The organism is Labrys sp. E2SS-1L (assembly GCF_057073705.1).
Map to the genome: position 1 here is coordinate 1,683,298 of NZ_CP172712.1, position 17,908 is coordinate 1,701,205.

Here is a 17,908-nt window from a genome sequence, read left to right on the forward strand (position 1 = left end):
CCCCGTCAGGGGCAGGCCTGGCGCAGGCGCGCCATCGCCTTGGTCACGCCGTCGAGCGAAAAGACGTAATGGGTCTTGTTGCCCCGGCCCGAGACCGCGTCGACGGTCATGGTGCGCTCCTGCTTCAGCGCGGTGAGGAATTCCGTCTCCCGCGTGCCCGTCCGGCGCAACCAGGCGCCATTGCCGGACGAGATCATGTGGAAGGGCTGCGCCCCTACACTGACCAGGATGTCGGCATTGCCGGCAAGGGCATAGCCGGTCTGCAGGCTTGCCTCGCTGCGGGCTTCCGTCTGCCTGGCGGCACGAATGAAGAAGGAAACATCGCCGTGATTGAGCGATGCTGGCTCCTTGCTGATCGGGCTCGAATAGATGAAACAGTGGTTCCCAGAGTTATCACTATAGGACCACGTGCTCCATTTGCCGAATACACCCAAAGATTTTGGTGATGATGCAAGTACACCTGTGGTCGAAAGAACGAAAATGACCAGCGCGAAAATCGATAGTTGAGTCATGTTTGCATGAATTCCTCGTTTCTTGCCCCCGCACGACAATGTTTGGGCACAGGTGTTAACGAGGAGCTAAGGTATCATTACAATTAGATTACTTTTGAGCGCTCCCATTCATGACGGTTTCAGTCATGGCGACGAGATCGGGGAAGAAGGCGTCGAAATCGTCGAGAAATCCCTGCTGCTGGCGTTCCAGCGCAGCCTGGAGCCCGACGAATTCCACCGGCCGGCGCAGGCGCCTGCCGAGTTCGGTCATGGCGGTGCTGACGCCTGCCATGGTCTCGTAGTCGCCGAGCCATTGCGTGAGGGAATCGATGCGCCGATAGGCCTTGTCCGGCAAATCCTCGCGCAGCTCGGGCAAGGAGGCCCGCACCTCGGCCAGGAAGAGCGGCAGGGGCTGTTCGTGATAGTGCTCCCAGCGCTGGATCAGGCAATGGTCGTAAACGACATCCACGATCACGCCGGAAAAGCGCCTGAAAGTCGGCCACAGGCGTTGCCGGCTGCGCCGCGTGAGGGGATGGGCATCGGTGAAGGCATCGATGCGCCGATGCAGCGCGATGCCGTCACGATAGCGGCCGTCGAACTGTTCGAGTTGCGGCAGTCGCAGCAGGTCCGGCAGGAGATTGCCGACCCGGAACGCCGCATCGGGCGGCGAGAGCAGGAGATGGGCGAGATAGTTCATGCGGATCCGGGGGCGAAACAGATGCCCGTTTGCGCAAGATATGAGGGCCGGCGCGCTGGGACGCAAGACGCGCCGGCCCTCGGGCAGGGTTCCCCTCTGCTTGGGAGAGAAGACGAGGGACGATCCCTGCCTGTGCTTTGACCTGTTGGACGGAAGATCGGAGCCGCCCAAGCAGGAAAACGCTGCTTGGGGGCGATAGAGTTGACTTGAGCCTTGTCGGGCTTGCACGACCTTTGTCATTGCCGGGCTTGACCCGGCAATCCAGCCTCGACCCCGGTTGTGCGGGCGGCTTCCGGATAGCCGGGCCAAGCCCGGCTATGACAATTCGGAGTTTTTTCTCTTTCAGCGAGCCGCCTTCCTGCTTAGGGCCTTATTTGCGATAGCCCGGCGTCAGCAGCACCTTGATCGAGTCGGTGGAGTTGGCGAGCTTGAGGGCCTCGTCCCAGTCGGCCAGGTCATATTGATGGGTGACGATGCCCTTCGAGGTCACCAGCCCCCGCGTCAGCAGGTCGATGGCGATCGGGTAGCAATAGGGGCCGAGATGGGCGCCGCGGATGTCGAGCTCCTTGCGATCGCCGATGATCGACCAGTCCGCCGAGGTCTCCTTGCCGAAGACCGAGAATTCGACGAAGCGCCCGAGCTTGCGGATGATCTGCAGGCCCTGGGTAACGCCCGAGGGATGGCCGGTGGTCTCGATATAGACGTCGCAGCCATAGCCGTCGGTGAGGGAGCGCACGACCTCGTCGACATCCTGCATCTTGGGATTGATGGTGACGTCGGCCCCGAAACCCCTGGCGAGCTCCAGCCGGTCTTCCATCAGGTCGACGACCACCAGTTTCCTGGGCGTCTTCAGCCGGGCGACCTGGGTCATCAGCAGGCCGAGAGGGCCGGCGCCGGCGATCACCACCACGTCGGCAAGCTGGATGTCGCCGCGCTGCACCGTGTGGATGGCGCAGGACAAGGGCTCGATCACCGCGGCATCGGCCAGCGGCATCTCCGCTGGGATCTTGTGCACACGGGCGGTGGAGGGGAACTTCATATATTCGCTCATGCCGCCATCGGCGACTTCACGCTGGAAGCCGAAGATGTTGTGCACCTCGCACATCCAGTAGCTGCCCGAGCGGCAATAGCGGCAGCGGTCGCAGGGCACGATCTGCTCGGCGATCACCATGTCGCCGGCCTTCACGCCGAAATGCTCGGCCGCTCCTGCGCCCAGCTCCTCGACATAGCCGAAGAATTCATGACCGGGGATGACGGGCGGCTTCACATAGGGGTTCTTGCCGCCCCAGAACATGGCGGCGCCCGACCAGCATTTGCAGTCGCTGGCGCAGATGCCGCAGGCGCCGATCTTCACGACCAGCTCGTTCTGGCCGGCCACCGGACGGCCGACTTCCTCGACGCGGTAGTCCTCGGGGCCGTGGCAGACGATGGCCGTCATTCTCGAATTGCTGGCAGGCATGGCGTTCCTCTGGGCTGGGGTATCGATTGTTCGTGGTCGCGGTCTGCTGATGGAACCGCCGTCACGCCGCGAAATTGGCGGTGCGGTTTTCGTTGAACAGGGCGCGGAAACGGCTCGGCGACATGCCCTTCTGCAGGGCGAAATGCCGGTTGAAATTCGACAGGTTGTTGAAGCCGATCCGGAAGCAGATGTCGGTCACAGGGCTCTTCTCGCTCATCAGCAGCTGGCAGGCCAGGTTGATGCGCATGCGGTTGACATAGTGCACGAAGGTCATGCCGGTGTGGCGCTTGAAGGCGCGCGAGAAGCCGCCCGGCGTCATCCCGGCAATGGCGGCGATCGCGCCTTCGCTCATATTACCCTCGAGATGTTCCCCGACATAGGCGAGCGCCCGGTTCATGCCGCCGGACATATAGGCCGAGGGGTCGGGGAGATAGCCTGCGCTGGTGAGGTTCTTGCGGCCCCTGTCGGCGGTGAGCAGGCCGAGCAGCTGCACGAACAGGGCGATGCGCTCCGCCCCATGGGCATTGAGAAGCGCCGTCAGGACCTTGCGGGCAGTTTCGCCGGCCTCGGGCCGGAACAGGAGGCCGCGCCGGCTCTCGTCCAGCAGGGTGGCGACCGGCTCGAGTTCAGGGAACACGCCGATGCAGGATTCGATGAAGGTCTGGGTGAATTGCAGCACGATGCAGCGGCGCGGGATGGTGGTGCCCTCGGGAACGTCGCTGATCCAGTTGTGCGGCAGGTTGGGGCCGGTCATCACCAGATTGCCGGGCACGAAGTCGCCGATGAAATCGCCGACGAAGTAGTGCCCGTTGGTATCGGTGATCAGGTGAATCTCGTATTCGGGATGAAAATGCCAGCGAACCGTACGGAAGGGGTAGCCATGCGCCCAGACGATGAAGGATTCGCCGCTATGGATCTGCACCAGTTCGAGCTGTGGCTCCATCGCCTTCGCCTCCCCTATCCCGGAGCTTGGCATCTTTCTTGTCGAGGCTTGCCCGGTATGAGGAAGCCTACTGCATGGCGGTGGCGCCAGCTACCAGCCATCGATGTGAAGACCGATACTTTTTTGATCGACGATGCCGGCCAGCGGCCGAACGCATGCCGGTCCGGCCCCGGCGATCAGGCGTGACGCGACCATGACATCCGCAAAGGTCAAGCGCAAAATCTGCCGTATGATTTGAAATAATTCAAAGCTACCCACTTGCGATTGAAACAAAAAAAAGGTGCTATTCGCCACCGCGTCGTTTTGCCCATGTGAGGGAGAACTGTATGAAACGTTTCGTTATTGCCGCCGCTCTGGTTGCTGTCGGCGCCGCCTCGGCTTTCGCCGGCCCGATCGAGGATCGTCAGGCCTTGATGAAGACCATGGCCAAGAACACCAAGGAACTGGCGGCGGTCGCCAAGGGCGAGACGCCGTTCGACGCGGCCAAGGTCAAGGCGTTGCTGCAGGTTTATATCGACGACTCGGCCAAGCTGCCCACGCTCTTCCCCGATGACAGCAAGACCGGCGGCACCGATCCGACCACCGCCGCGCCGAAGATCTGGGAGGACCAGGCTGGCTTCAAGACTGCAGCCGCCAAGCTCGGCACCGATGCAACCGCTGCTCTTGCCGCCGCCGATCAGGCCAGCTTCGCCAAGGCTTTCGGCACGGTTGCCTCCAATTGCAATGCCTGCCACGGCACCTACCGCATCAAGAAGAACTGAGGTTGGAGCAGACCTGCCGGGATGCTTCACCGAAAATTGATCTCAAGCTGACATTGCCGGGCTCGTCCCGGTAATGTCGTTTTGAGGCGTCTTCGCGGTGGCTGGCGGCTCCGCCACATCACACGACGCCTCGATGACCCGGGGACATGCCGCAACGGGACGGCCGGGTCAAAAGACGATAAGGGCCGGGAATCCTGCGGGCGGGTGCGGACCGGGAATAAAACCGGGGCGGCGGCTGTCGGGCGAGACAGGCCTGGACAATGGCGTTCAAGCCGGAAAAGGGGGCTTTCCCGGATGTCACTCAAGCGAATACTCGGTGGGTTGGTGGTGCTCGGCCTGATCGGGCTGGGCGTATTCTGGTTCGTCACGCAACCCTCGCCCTTGCCGGCCTCCGTTCTCACGGCCGACTACAAGCCGAACCTTGCCAATGGCGAGACCATTTTCAACGTCGGTGGCTGCGTCTCCTGCCACAAGTCGCCCGGCCAGGAAGAGCGGCTCAAGCTCGGCGGTGGCCTGGCTCTGGGCTCACCCTTCGGCACCTTCTACGCCCCCAATATTTCCCCCGATGCCAAGCAGGGTATCGGCGCCTGGAGCGAATTGGAGTTCGTCAACGCCCTGCAGCGCGGCGTCGGGCGCGAGGGCGAGCATCTTTATCCGGCTCTTCCCTTCACCTCCTACGCCAAGCTGAAGCTGGAGGATGTGCGCGATCTCTATGCCTATATGAAGACGCTGCCGGCGGTCGATACCGTCGACAAGCCGCATGCGATCGGCTTTCCCTTCAACATCCGCCGGCTGCTCGGCGGCTGGAAGTTCCTGTTCTTCGACGACAAGCCCTTCAAGCCCGATCCGTCCAAAAGCGTCGAGTGGAATCGCGGCGCCTATCTGGTGCTCGGTCCGGGGCACTGTTCCGAATGTCACAGCCCGCGCAACGCCTTTGGCGGTATTGAAGCGGATAAACGCTTCTCGGGCGGGCCCGATCCGGAAGGCAAGGGCTGGGTGCCCAACATCACCCCCCATGCCGACGGTATCGGCAGCTGGACCGAGGCACAGATCGCGAGTTTCCTGAAGGATGGCTTCACGCCTGACTACGATTCGGCCGGTGGCAGCATGGCTGAGGTGATCCAGAATACGGGCCATCTCAGCGACGACGACCGCAAGGCGATGGCGGCCTTCCTTGTGACGCTGCCGGCGATCCCGGGCAAGGCGCCGAAGAAGCCCTAGAACATAGTCCCAAGAAGCTGCACTGCTTTTTGGATAGGATTATGCGTTGAAACAAAGGCCCGGGGGGCGGTCCGATCAATTGACAGGACCGCGCTCCGGGCAGGTTTTCCGGGGCGGGGCGCTCCTGTCCCGGAGGAATCACGCAGAGCGCGTCAAAACAAAGAGTAAGAGCCAGGCGGCGTTTTTCATAAGCGCGCTTTGCTTCAGGCAGGGACGACACGTGGTGCGAGCGCCGAGAATACTGACGTCGATCAGGGCGGTTCTGACCGGGGCGGGGCTGGTTCTCGCTTCACCGGTGCTGGCTGCCGATTCCTATGCGCTGGTGGTGGGTATCGACGCCTATGACGCGCCGATCAACTCCCTGCACGGCGCCGTCAACGATGCCAAGGATATCGCCCAGGCGCTGACCAAGGCCGGCGTCAAGAAGCTGACCCTGATCACGGACAAGCAGGCGACCAAGCCCAATATCCTGGCCGCCTGGAAGGAGCTGATGGATCAGGCCCAACCCGGCGACACCTTCTACTTCACCTATGCCGGCCATGGCTCGCGCGAGCCAGGCAAGCCGAACGATCCCGATTCACCGGACGGCTTGAACAACATCCTGGTGATGACGGATTTCGCCCCCAAGCTGCCAGGCGCTCTCAACCGCATCGTCGACAAGGAAATGGCCGTACTGCTCAAGCAGGCTGCGGCCAGGCAGGTCTATCCCATCGTCGTCATCGATGCCTGCAACTCCGGCACGATGTATCGTTCGGTCACCTTGGGCCTGACCTACAGAGCGACGCCCCAGGCCAAGATCTCGCGCGAGGAATTGCTGGAATTCGCCCCGCCCGTGCCCGACGTCTCCACCAAGATCGCCGCCAATGATCCGTTCACCTTCCTGGCGGGCGTTGCCGACGACAAGCTGGTGCCGGAGGTGGCGATCGACGGCCAGCCGCGCGGCGCCCTGTCCTATGCCTTTTCGCGTGCGCTGGAGGGCAAGGCGGACGCCAATCATGACGGCGTGACCACCGAGAAGGAACTCGTCGCCTTCGTGCGCGCTTTCGTGCTGCAGGCGACGCAGAGCCAGCAGGTCTCGCAGTCCTTCCCCGATATCAGCCGCGACATTCCCGTCTTCCGCTCCGTCGCGGCCGGCCCGGCGGGGAGCCAGGACGATATCGTGAAGGCGATCGCCGTTGCCGAACAGGTCGCGGCCAATACCCAGCTCAAGCTCGCCGTGCGCAATGGCAACCTCGCCGAAGCGCCCCCTGGCGCGACGCTGGTGAGCGACGAGGCCGGGGCCGATCTCGTCTATGATGCGGCGGCCGGCACGGTGGAAAAGCGCGTGGCCGGCGTGGTGGCAGAGGGCGTGCAGCCTTCCGGTCTCGGCGGCATCGTCGCCAAATGGCGTGCGATCTCTTTCCTGCAGGCCATGGCGGGGGGCTCGATCCAGCCTTTCGAAGTGGCGGGCGGCTCGCGTACCTTCAACCGCGGCGAAAAGCTGACGGTGGGCCTCGCCGCCTCCAACCACCGTTTCATGACGCTGTTCAACCTGCCGCCCAACGGCAAGGTCGAATTCCTCTATCCGACCTCCCAGGCCGAACGCGACGAGGATTGGAGCGACAAGCCGTTCACCCTGCCGCTGCAGGTGCGTGATCCTCCTTTCGGTGCCGAGCATCTGGTCGCCATCCTGTCCGACCAGCCACTGGACCAGCTGCATACCGCCCTGCAGAAATTGTCGAGCCCGCAGGCTGCCCAGGACCTGCCCGACACGCTGAAGAACGCCCTTAGCGGCCAGTCGGTCACGGTCGGCATCGCCAATGTCTTCACCAGCGCGGGGACGCCATGATGCGCTTCATGCGGCACCTCCAGATCGCTACGGGCCTGATCGGTACGGGCTTGGCGGCCCTGGTGACCGCCGGCCCGGCCTTGGCCGACAAGGCCCTGATCGTCGGCATCGACACCTATCGGGAAAGCAAGCTTTCGGCCGAGCTCGGGGGCGGCGCCCGTGCCGATGCCCTGCGCATGCAGGCCCTGCTGACGGGTACGCTCGGCTACGGCCAGGACGACATCCGGCTCCTCGTCGACGATCGGGCCACCACGGCGGCCATTCGCACCGGCCTGCAGGACTGGCTTGGCCGCAGCAAGCCGGGCGAGCGGGTGTTCTTCTATTTCGCCGGCCAGGGCCAGTCCGCCAAGACGGGCGGCGGGCGCGAGGACATTCTTCTGCCGTTCGACGCCACCACGAAGCCGGGCGGTTTCGGCAATGCGCTGAGTCGCAACGAGATCGACCGGCAGCTCGGCAGGCTTGCCGGCCGCCGGATCACGGAAGTGATCGATTCCAGCCATGCCGGCACCGTGACGCGGGCGATCAGCGTGGAAGCCAGCGTCGGGGGGAACCCGGCGGCCCGCTCGCCGCAGCTCGATGGCTCCACCCGTTCGATCGTGGTCGAGCCCGCGCTCGGTGAGGAGCCGGTGGCCGCCCCCGAGCCGGCAGGAGCGGATTTCGTCAAGTGGCAGGCGGTCTCGCCCGCCCAGACCGCCCTGGTCGACGAGGAAGCCGCACCTGCCTATCGCGGCGTCTTCACCACGGCCTTTGCCGATGGCATCGAGAAGGGACTGGCCGACGCCAATGGCAACGGCACCGTCTCGAACCAGGAACTGCTCGACTATGTCAGGGCGCAATCCTCGGCCTATTGCGGGCGTCATCGCGACCGTTGCGAGATGGGCCTGACGCCGATGCTGTCGGGGGAGGGCGCTGCCCTCAAGGTCGCGGCCGACAAGACAGGCAGTGGCGAGGCGCTCAACCAGGGCAAGCCGACGGCAGACAAGATCCTCGACCTGCTGGGCGCCAAACTGTCGGACAGCGTCAGCGTCGAACAGATTCCACCTTCGCCCGTGCGTTTGGGTACCAAGGACATGCGCTTCAAGGTGACCTCGTCGCAGGACGGCTTCCTGATCCTGCTGTCGGTCTCCGACGAGGGTGAAGTGGTGCAGCTCTTCCCCAATGCCATCGCCGCCGCCCACGGCAAGGATGGCCGCATCCGTGCGGGCAGCCCGATCATGGTGCCGGATGCCAGCTACGGCATGCGCTTCGATGCGACCTCTGTGACAAAAGGTACAGTCCTGGCGCTGGTTGCGATCGATCCTCTGAAGCTGTCGAAAGGCTTCGTCACGCGCAAGATCGATGTGATCCCACAGGACGAAGTCAATGACCAGGTGCTGCCCGAACTTGCCGACAGCCTTGCCAGGCCTGCCAATGCGGACAGTGTCAAGGCCAATGCCAAGGCGGTTGGACGCTCCGTCGCGACCATGCGCTATGAAATCGTGCCGTGAGGAGTTCGCGATGACCTGCCGCCAGAACGACTTTACCGCCGGTCCGATGGTAGCGATCATGCGGCCGAAACCGTCGACCGGCAGGGCGCTGCCCGGTTCGGGCCGCTGGCTCGTCCTTGCCGGGCAGGCGGCAGACGCCCAGGCCAACAAGCAATTCGGAGGGCGCGGCTTCGCCGCTCCCTTCCGCCAAATCGTCCCGTGAGGAGACCGTCATGTTTTACCGCAATCCCTTGCGCATCGCCGGCCTGATGGTCGCGGGCGCCCTGCTGACGGTGGGGCTGGCGGCCTCGACCTCGCAGGTCTTTGCCCAGACCAGCACCCAGAACAGTGCCGCTCCTGCGGCCGCCGAGACGCCGGCAACCGCCAAGCCGGCCGCTCCGGCACAGGCCGAGGCTCCTGCCCCTGCGCCGGCCGCAGCCGCACCCGAGGCGCCCAAGCCCACGCCGGCACCTGCGGCGGCGCCTGCCGCACCGGTGGTGGAGCCCGAGCCCGAACCCGAACCGGCCGCTGCCCCTGCCGCGACCCCGGCTCCCGCTCCCGCTCCGGCAGCATCTCCCGCTCCTGCACCTGCCGCACCGGCTCCCGCGCCTGCTGCCGCACCGGCTCCAGAGCCGGCGCCTGCCCCGGCACCGACCCCGGCGGCGGCTCCCGCCCCGGCGGCACCTGCGCCTGCACCCGCCCCGGCCGCAGCCGCAGGCATTCCCGCCGACATCAAGGTGCCGAGCGATCCGATCGCCAAGGCCGCCTTCGACGTCCTGGACAAGCATTGCTCGCGCTGCCACCAGAACGGCATGCTCAACCGCGAGAAGCCGGCCAAGAATTTCGGCAATATCCTGCATCTGGACGAGATCGCCGCGGATCCGCATCTCGTTCAGGCCGGCAATCCCGAGGGCTCCAAGCTGTTCCAGCAGGTGCTCAACAAGGAGATGCCGTATGACGTGAACTACGAGTTCGACACCACGAAACCGGAAGTCACGACGGCGGATATCGAGGCGCTGCGCACCTGGATCAAGGCCACCGGCGACCAGGAGGCCGCCGCCTGCACCGGGCGCAAATTCGTCACGTCCGAGGACATCGTCGCCGCGATCTCGGCCGACCTGCAGAAGCAGGACGATCATCGCGTCCGCGGCATGCGCTATTTCACGCTGACCAATCTCTACAATGCCTGTGCCAGCGACGAAGCGATGAACGTCTATCGCCAGGGCCTGGTCAAGCTGATCAACGGCCTCGGCCGCCGTTCCGACGTGGTGAAGCTCGCCACCGTCGACGAGGCCAAGACCATTGTGGCGGTCAATCTCGAGGACCTGGGCTGGCAGGAAAGCGACTGGAACACGGTGCTCGCCAACTATCCCTACGCCGCCAAGCCGGATGTGCGGGCCTACGATTTCATCGCTCAGCAGACCAATACCGAACTGCCCTATGTGCGTGGCGACTGGTTTGCCTTCACGGCCTCCCAGCCCCCGCTCTATGACACGCTGCTGCAGCTGCCCAACGACTTTCCCGGCCTGACCGACAAGCTCGGCGTGCCGATGGCGGACAACATCAACAAGTTCATTGCCCAACGTGCCGGCTTCCAGAAGTCGGGCGTGTCGCAGAACAACCGCCTGATCGAACGCCATCCCATCAGCACCGGCTATTTCTGGACCTCCTACGACTTCGCCGGTTCGAAGGGCAAGCAGAGCCTGTTCCTGCATCCGCTCGGTCCGGAGCAGGACGGCATCGCCAACGGCTTCCATCATGATGGCGGCGAAAGCATCTTCTCCCTGCCCAACGGCTTCCAGGGCTATTACCTGAACAAGTCCAACGGCGAGCGCCTCGACAAGGGACCGACGCAGATCGTGCGCGATCCCTCGCGGCGCGACCTTTCGGTCACCAATGGCATTTCCTGCATGGGCTGCCACGACCAGGGCATGCGCAAGGCCAAGGACGAGGTGCGCAAGGCGGTGACCGCCGACCGTTCCTTCTCCAAGGACATCCGGGATACCGTCGCCTCGCTCTATCCCGACAATGCCAAGATGGATGCGATCATCGAGGACGACTTCCAGCGCTTCAACTCTGCGATGAAGCGGGCCGGCCTCGACCCCACGCTCAAGCTGGCCGGCGTCGAGATGACCAATGCCCTGTTCAAGCGCTATGAGGACGACCTTTCGCTGCGCCGGGCTGCTGCCGAATACGGCTATCCGCCGGAAGAGTTCAAGCAGCGCTTCATCGACGCCGGTCCCGAGGCCATCGCCCTGATGCGGCGCCTGGAGCAGGGCATCGTGCCGCGCGACCAGTTCGAGCAGCTCTTCCTGAAATTCGTGGAAGGCGCCACCGAGGATCGTGTGCTCGATACCTCCAAGCTCGAAGGTGCCCAGGCCGTGGCGCCGCCGATCGACAAGCCTGCGTCCGGCGGTTCCTTCGATCTGCAGCTGACCTCGGACAAGAGCGCCTATAACATCGGCGACAAGGCGGTGTTGCAGGTGATCTCCACCCGTGACTGCAACCTTTTCGTGGTGAATGTCGACAAGATGGGCACCGGCACCATCATCTTTCCCAACAAGTTCCAGACCGAAAATGCGGTTCGGGCGGGAGAGCGGGTGGTGCTGGGCGGTTCCGGCTCGAAATTCGCCTTCAAGCTGCGCGATCCCGGCCAGGAGAAGGTGGTGGCTGTCTGCCGCGTGGGTAATGCGACGCGCAGCATCGCCGGCACGACGGTCGATCCGGTGGCCAACAGCTTTGCCTCGATCCCCAATTTCGAGCAGGGCCTGACCCGCCAGATCATCGTCGAAGCCAATGAGGACCGCCAGCAAGCCTCCGGCCTTGACAATGACAGCCGCAAGCAGGCCCAGTTCGCCAAGATCCAGCAGGCCCTGGGCAACAAGGTGGCACCCGGCGCTCCCGACGCCGCCAAGCAGTCGGTCGCGTCCACTGCCATCGTGATCCCGGTGCGTTGAGGGAGGTGAGAATGGGCGTCTCCTTCATCCTGAAGCTCGGCGCCGCCACGGCCATCGGCCTAGCGGCGGCAAGCGCAGCCCTGGCCGATTGTGCCAGCCTGGATGGTGAGGTGAAGGCGGCGATCGGGGCCGGCAAGGCCGATGCCCTGCCGGCGCTGGCGGATGCGATCGCCAAGGATACGACCTGCGACAGCGCCTATGTCGCCAAGGCACGCCGCTCGATCGCCCTTGCCGTCCTGCTCGGCGGCGAACAGGCGGGGGGAGGCTACAGCTCGCAGGCCGTTGCCAGTGCGGCGGCGATCGCCCGGCCCTGGCAGGTGGCGATGGCGCTGGGCGACGTCAAATATGACGGCAAGGATTATCCGGCCGCGGTGGAGGCCTATGAAGCGGCCATCAACGACATCCGCAACGTCAAGGACGTGCCCAAGGCGCCGCCACGCGAGATCGAGGAATATCTGGCCAAGCGCGCCTATCAGGCCAAGTCGCTCGCGCCCAGCTATATTTCCTCGCGCGGCGTACGGGGCCAGGCCGAAGGCGTGATGGTGCCGACCTTCCGCAATTTCACCGCGGTGTCCGTGCCGGTGCCGATCCGCTTCAACACCAATGAGGCGGTGCTGACGCCTGACGGCGACAAGGCCGTGGACGACCTCTTCAATTTCCTCAAGACCCAGAGCGCCGGCGCGGTGATCCTGACCGGCCATACCGACGAGCGCGGCGATCCCCAATATAATATGGACCTGTCGCGGGCCCGAGCCCGGACCGTGGCCGACGCCCTGCGCCATCGCGGCCTGACCCTGGTGATCCGGGTGGAAGGCCGCGGTGCCCGCGACCCCTTCGCGGCGGACGATCGCTCCAAATACAGCCGCGACGACCTCTATTCCTTCGATCGCCGGGTGGAATATCAGGTGAAGTGACGGAGCGGTGGGGCCTCCACGGGCCCCGCAGCCGGCGCCGGCAGCTCGGTCTTGCATTTGTCCGATTATTTCGCTGTCCACCCCGCCGGTACGCTTGACTTTGGACCGGTGCTCCCGGACCTTTTGCCTCCCTGACGGTTCAGAGGCCGCAGGAGGAGGAAGGGTTTCCAGAGGAGAGCCATATGAAGTTTTCACGTCGCATTGCAGGCGCCGCGTTGACGGGGGCCGCCATGGCCCTGGCGCTGGGGCTTGCCGGCCCGGCATCGGCCCAGAGCCTGAAGAAGGTCGGCATTTCGGTCGGTTCGCTCGGCAATCCCTTCTTCGTCGCCACGATCAAGGGCATTACCGACAAGGCCAAGGCCATCAATCCCAACGCCGAAGTAACGTCGGTTTCCTCCGATTACGACCTCAACAAGCAGTTCACCCAGATCGACAATTTCATCGCCGCCGGTGTGAACGTCATCATGCTCAACGCCGTCGATCCGCAGGCGATCCTGCCGGCCGTGAAGAAGGCACAGGCTGCCGGCATCGTGGTGGCGGCCTTCGACGTCGCCGCGGCTGGCGCCGATGTCACGGTGATGACCGACAACGTCAAGGCTGGCTCCGAAGCCTGCCAGTACATCGTCGACCAGCTCAAGGGCAAAGGCAGTGTCCTGATCGTCAACGGGCCGCAGGTCTCCTCGGTGACCGATCGCGTCAAGGGCTGCAAGGAGGTGTTCGCCAAGAGCCCCGACATCAAGATTCTCTCCGACGACCAGGACGCCAAGGGCTCGCGCGATGGCGGGCTTGCCATCGCCCAGAGCCTGCTCACCCGCTTCCAGAAAGTCGACGCCGTCTTCGCGATCAACGACCCCACTGCCATCGGCGTCGAACTCGCCGCCAAGCAGCTCAACCGCAGCGAATTCTTCATCACCAGCGTCGATGGCGCCCCGGATATCGAGGTCCAGCTCAAGAGCGGCACCTCGATGATCAAGGCCTCTGCGTCGCAGGATCCCTATGCCATGGCCGGCAAGTCGCTGGAACTGGCGGCGGGGATTGTCGATGGCAAGAAGCCGGATCCGAACGTCATCCTGCTCGATCCCGTGCTGATCACCAGCGAGAATCTGGCGAACTACAAGGGCTGGGAAGCCGCTCGCTGAGCGATATCCCGGGAGCGGACATCCTGGCGACAGAACTTCCTGTCGCTCCGTCCGCTCTTCCTTTCCCGAAAACAAGACCCGGGAGCGCCTATCGCGACATGTGGCATGTCGTTGAGATATCCGTTCCCGGACCGGCGCTCTCGTCTCGGCTCCTTGACACCACCGGGTTCGTAACACAGAGTGAAACCGGTTTCACTTAGCAAAGAAGCGGGCATGCGCTTCGATCTCGCCATCCTCACGCCCTATGTCGGTTTCCTCGCCCAGGGGGCGCTGCTGACATTGGAGGCCTGTGTCCTCGCTCTCGCCGGCAGCCTCGTCTGCGGGGCGCTGGTGGCGATCGCGCGCACGTCGGCCTCGCCTTGGTTGCGGCGGGTTGCCTTCGTCTATGTCGACCTTTTCCGCAACATCCCCTTCATCGTGCAGCTTTTCTTCTTCTATTACGGGCTGCCCGAGATCGGCATCTATCTCAACGCCTTCGCCACAGGGGTGATCGCGCTCTCCATCGCCGGCGGCGCTTTCGCCTCCGACGTGATCCGCTCGGGGATTCTCGCCATCGACAGCGGCATCCTGGAGGCGGCGGAAGTGAGCGGCCTGTCGAAGCGCGCCATCTTCACCCGCATCGTCATGCCGATCGCCCTGCGCACCTCGATCCGACCGCTGGGCTCGGTCTTCGTCAATCTGGTCCTGACCTCCTCGATCCTCTCGGTCATCACGCTGAACGAGTTGACCGGCACGGCCAAGATCGTGGCCTCCAACACCTTCCGCCCCTTCGAGGTCTATGCGGCGCTGCTCGTCCTCTATGCCGCCATGACCTACCTCATCTCGCTCGCCATCAGCCTCATCCATCGCCGCCTCAACCGCGACATGATGGAGGCGGTCCGCTGATGCGCTACACCGAATTCACGCCCTACGACCTGGTATTGCTGGTGCAGGGGCTGGGCGTTTCCCTCGGCCTGTTCGCCGGCACTACGCTGGCCGGGCTCGCGCTCGGCGCCTTGCTGGCCGGGCTGCGCTTCTATCGTCTGCCCGGCTTGAACCCCGTCCTGACGGCCGTGACCGAATTGCTGAAGAACTCGCCCGTCCTCGTGCAGCTCTTCCTGGTCTTCTTCGGCCTGCCGGCCTTCCTGAAGATCAACGTCACGCCCGTCACGGCGGCATCGATCACCCTGACCGGCAACACGGCCGCCTTCGTCTATGTGATCGCCACGGCGGCGATCGACGCGGTGGGGCGCGACCAGCTCGAAGCCGCCAGGGTGTTCGGCCTCTCTCGCTGGCAGGTGCTCAAGCATGTGGTGGCGCCCCAGGCCACGGCCTTCGCCATCGGGCCGCTGACCGGGCTCCTGGTCAACCAGCTCCAGGTCACCTCGCTGATCTCGGTGATCGGGGTGATGGACCTGACCAAGGTCGGCAACATCCTCAACCTGCGCACGCTCAAGCCCTTCGTGGTGTGGAGCGTGGTCGGCCTCTTCTACTATGCGGCGGCTAAGACGTTGGCCTGGCTGGGTGCGCGTTACGAGACGAGGCTCAGGGCCCATAGCGCCTGGAGAGGTATCTGACGTGCTGAAAGTCGAGAAAGTCTGCAAGGATTTCGGCGCACATAGGGTGCTCGACGGCGTGGACCTCGCCATCGAGCCGGGGCAGGTCGTCTCCGTGCTCGGCTCGTCCGGTTCGGGCAAGTCCACCCTGATCCGCTGCATCAACGGGTTGGAGAGGCTCGACGCCGGCCGCATCACCATCGACGATTTCGACGTGTCCAGGCCGCGCGACCTCGTCGAGGCGCGCAAGCGTTCGGCGACCGTGTTCCAGCTCTTCAATCTCTATCCGCATCTGACCGTGCTGCAGAACATCACCCTGGCGCCACTGGAAGTGCTGCGCCAGGCTCGGGTGGAAGCCGAGCACCGCGCTATCGTCCTGCTGGAGCAGGTCGGCATGGGCGACAAGGCGGGTGCCTTTCCGGCCCAGCTCTCGGGCGGCCAGCGCCAGCGTGTCGGCATCTGCCGGGCGCTCGCCATGAACCCGCGCTATCTCCTGCTCGACGAGGTGACGAGCGCGCTCGATCCGGAAATGACCGCCGAGGTCCTCACCATCCTGGCCAAGCTCGCCCGCACCGGCACCACCATGCTGTTCGTCACCCATGAGGTGGAATTCGCCCGGCGCATCTCGGATCGCATCGTCTTCCTCGAACATGGAAGGTTGCTGGTCGACCTGCCGACGGAAGCCTTTTTTGCTCCCGAAGTCGGGCGCGACCATCCGCGCATCGCGCAATTCCTTTCGAAAATGCGGAAAGATTAGGCTCCATCATGCTGCTCCTTGCCAATGCCGAAGCCTGGCCTGGATTCCCGCTCGCGGTCGAGATGCTGCGGGCCGGTGCCGATAGCCTCGATGCCATGGTTGCCGGCATCGGGCAGGTCGAGGCGGAACCGCGCGTGCGCAGCGTTGGCTATGGCGGCTGGCCCAACATGCTTGGCGTAATGGAATGCGATGCCGCCGTGATGAACGGCACCACGAGGGAGGTGGGGGCGGTCGGCGCCGTGCCCGATACCATCCCGGTCGCCGCCTTGGCCCAGGCGGTGATGCAACGCCTGCCCCATGTCATGCTGACAGGAGCGGGCGCCCGGCGCTTTGCCAGTGAAATCGGTTTCTCCGTCGATGAGGTGCTGATCGACGATTCCAGGCGCGTCTGGCGCGAACGCCTCGAAGTCGAGCTCGAAGCCGAGCAGCTGGCTCGCTTTCCCGATATACCGCTCGCGCCTTTATCGCATGCGATCACAGATCCGGAGCGAGTGAGGGATACCACCGTCTTTCTCAGCACCGACGCAAGGCGCGGCAGCCACACGGCGACCTCGACCTCGGGCTGGGCCTGGAAATATCCGGGCCGCCTCGGCGACAGCCCCATTCCCGGCGCCGGCTTCTATGCCGACAGCCGCTACGGCGCCGCCGCCTGCACCCATACCGGCGAGATGACCATGCGCTGCGCCACCGCGCGCACCATCGTGCTCGCCCTCAAGCTTGGCCGCTCGCTGCGCGAGGCTGTCGATCTCGCCGTGGAGGAGCTCGCCGAGCTCCGCGAGGGCTTTCTCGGCGGCGTGGTCATCCATGCGGCCGATGCCCAGGGCCGCCACGAGGTTGTCAATTTCCGCTGCGAGGGCGAGATCCGCTACTGGCTGTGGGACGATACCATGGCCGAGCCCGAGCTCCGGCCAGCAAGAACAATCTGACAGAGGGGAGTGCACAATCATGAAGAAGATTCTGTCTGCATTATTGGGATTGGCGATCGCCGCCTGCGCCGCCCTGCCGGCATTTGCCGGCAAGCTCGACGACATCCGTTCGCGCGGCAGCGTGCGCATCGGCGTCTCGCTGGGCGGCGAGCCGATCGGCTTCCGCGATGCCCAGAACAATCCGGTCGGCTACGACGTCGACGTCGCCAATCTTCTCGCCGAGAAACTGGGCGTACCGGTGGAATTCACCGATGTCTCCGGCGACGCCCGCATTTCGATGCTGGTCTCCGGACAGCTCGACATCGTGGTCGCCAATACCTCGGCCACGCTGGAACGGGCGAAGACGGTGAACTTCTCCATTCCCTATAACCGGGCGGGCCTACGCATCCTGGTGCAGGCCGATGCCGGCATCACCAAGCTGGAAGATCTCGGCGGCAAGTCCGTGGTGGTGGGGCGCGGCACCACCGGCGAAAGTTTCCTCAAGAAGGCGGTGCCGACCGCCAATCTCGTCTATGTCGACCAGTTCGCGCCCGATGGCGTGCTGCAGCTCCAGCAAAAGCGCGTGGATGCGGCGATCGAGGATTCATCCCTACTCGACTATCTCGCCACCAAGAATCCCTCGCTGGTCACACTGCCGGGGCTCTATTCCAACGATCCCATCGGCATTGCGGTGGCCAAGGGCGATCCCGAATTCGTGCGCTGGCTCGACATGTTCGTGTCCGACTATATCCAGTCCGGCGCCTATGAGGCCAATTACAAGAAGTGGTGGGGCGAGAAGGCCAATCCGCCCAAGCTGACCCCTCTTTGGTGAGGG

At 64.3% G+C, this 17,908-nt stretch carries 17 protein-coding genes; 13 read left to right on the forward strand and 4 right to left on the reverse strand.

The features are described from left to right. Positions 1-5: 5 nt before the first annotated feature. From ACIGJE_RS07715 to ACIGJE_RS07730, 4 genes are all read right to left on the reverse strand, one after another. On the reverse strand, positions 6-434 hold the full coding sequence (locus tag ACIGJE_RS07715) for an invasion associated locus B family protein (protein WP_311944270.1): 429 nt from the start codon (positions 432-434) through the stop codon (positions 6-8). Between the two features lie 166 nt (positions 435-600). After that, positions 601-1,188, reverse strand: coding sequence for an acyl carrier protein phosphodiesterase (locus ACIGJE_RS07720; protein ID WP_311944269.1), 588 nt, complete (start codon positions 1,186-1,188; stop codon positions 601-603). Between the two features lie 370 nt (positions 1,189-1,558). Next, complete coding sequence (locus ACIGJE_RS07725) at positions 1,559-2,647, reverse strand: alcohol dehydrogenase catalytic domain-containing protein (RefSeq protein ID WP_311944267.1); 1,089 nt, start codon at positions 2,645-2,647, stop codon at positions 1,559-1,561. Between the two features lie 61 nt (positions 2,648-2,708). After that, positions 2,709-3,590 (reverse strand): AraC family transcriptional regulator, encoded by an 882-nt coding sequence (locus tag ACIGJE_RS07730; protein WP_311944266.1) that lies wholly within the window; start codon positions 3,588-3,590, stop codon positions 2,709-2,711. A 326-nt stretch (positions 3,591-3,916) separates the two neighbouring features. Between ACIGJE_RS07730 and ACIGJE_RS07735 the strand changes: the two genes are divergently transcribed. From ACIGJE_RS07735 to ACIGJE_RS07795, 13 genes are all read left to right on the forward strand, one after another. Further along, positions 3,917-4,351 (forward strand): c-type cytochrome, encoded by a 435-nt coding sequence (locus ACIGJE_RS07735; RefSeq protein ID WP_311944265.1) that lies wholly within the window; start codon positions 3,917-3,919, stop codon positions 4,349-4,351. Between the two features lie 294 nt (positions 4,352-4,645). Further along, positions 4,646-5,572, forward strand: coding sequence for a c-type cytochrome (locus tag ACIGJE_RS07740; protein ID WP_415086717.1), 927 nt, complete (start codon positions 4,646-4,648; stop codon positions 5,570-5,572). A 223-nt stretch (positions 5,573-5,795) separates the two neighbouring features. Continuing rightward, positions 5,796-7,400 carry a caspase family protein gene (locus ACIGJE_RS07745; protein WP_483679723.1) on the forward strand — a complete coding sequence of 535 codons (1,605 nt, stop codon included), beginning with the start codon at positions 5,796-5,798 and terminating at the stop codon, positions 7,398-7,400. Positions 7,401-7,408: 8 nt separating this feature from the next. After that, positions 7,409-8,887, forward strand: a complete 1,479-nt coding sequence (locus tag ACIGJE_RS07750; protein WP_415086721.1) for a caspase family protein — start codon at positions 7,409-7,411, stop codon at positions 8,885-8,887. A gap of 10 nt (positions 8,888-8,897) precedes the next feature. Then, positions 8,898-9,089: a hypothetical protein gene (locus ACIGJE_RS07755; protein WP_415086723.1), complete on the forward strand. Its 192-nt coding sequence runs from the start codon at positions 8,898-8,900 to the stop codon at positions 9,087-9,089. Positions 9,090-9,099: 10 nt separating this feature from the next. Next, positions 9,100-11,823: a DUF4384 domain-containing protein gene (locus tag ACIGJE_RS07760; protein WP_483679726.1), complete on the forward strand. Its 2,724-nt coding sequence runs from the start codon at positions 9,100-9,102 to the stop codon at positions 11,821-11,823. 11 nt (positions 11,824-11,834) lie between these two features. Further along, positions 11,835-12,737 carry an OmpA family protein gene (locus tag ACIGJE_RS07765; RefSeq protein WP_415086737.1) on the forward strand — a complete coding sequence of 301 codons (903 nt, stop codon included), beginning with the start codon at positions 11,835-11,837 and terminating at the stop codon, positions 12,735-12,737. 182 nt (positions 12,738-12,919) lie between these two features. Beyond that, the gene (locus tag ACIGJE_RS07770) at positions 12,920-13,876 is read left to right on the forward strand and encodes an ABC transporter substrate-binding protein (protein ID WP_311944118.1); all 957 of its coding nucleotides are present in this window, start codon (positions 12,920-12,922) and stop codon (positions 13,874-13,876) included. A 213-nt stretch (positions 13,877-14,089) separates the two neighbouring features. Next, positions 14,090-14,761 carry an amino acid ABC transporter permease gene (locus ACIGJE_RS07775; protein ID WP_415086739.1) on the forward strand — a complete coding sequence of 224 codons (672 nt, stop codon included), beginning with the start codon at positions 14,090-14,092 and terminating at the stop codon, positions 14,759-14,761. Further along, positions 14,761-15,432 (forward strand): amino acid ABC transporter permease, encoded by a 672-nt coding sequence (locus ACIGJE_RS07780; protein WP_311944124.1) that lies wholly within the window; start codon positions 14,761-14,763, stop codon positions 15,430-15,432. The genes ACIGJE_RS07775 and ACIGJE_RS07780 overlap by 1 nt, the downstream gene beginning before the upstream one ends. 1 nt (position 15,433) lies before the next feature. Next, positions 15,434-16,168 (forward strand): amino acid ABC transporter ATP-binding protein, encoded by a 735-nt coding sequence (locus ACIGJE_RS07785; protein WP_415086742.1) that lies wholly within the window; start codon positions 15,434-15,436, stop codon positions 16,166-16,168. 8 nt (positions 16,169-16,176) lie between these two features. Further along, positions 16,177-17,094: an isoaspartyl peptidase/L-asparaginase gene (locus ACIGJE_RS07790; RefSeq protein ID WP_367626802.1), complete on the forward strand. Its 918-nt coding sequence runs from the start codon at positions 16,177-16,179 to the stop codon at positions 17,092-17,094. 19 nt (positions 17,095-17,113) lie between these two features. After that, the gene (locus tag ACIGJE_RS07795) at positions 17,114-17,905 is read left to right on the forward strand and encodes a transporter substrate-binding domain-containing protein (RefSeq protein ID WP_367626803.1); all 792 of its coding nucleotides are present in this window, start codon (positions 17,114-17,116) and stop codon (positions 17,903-17,905) included. Positions 17,906-17,908 lie beyond the last annotated feature (3 nt).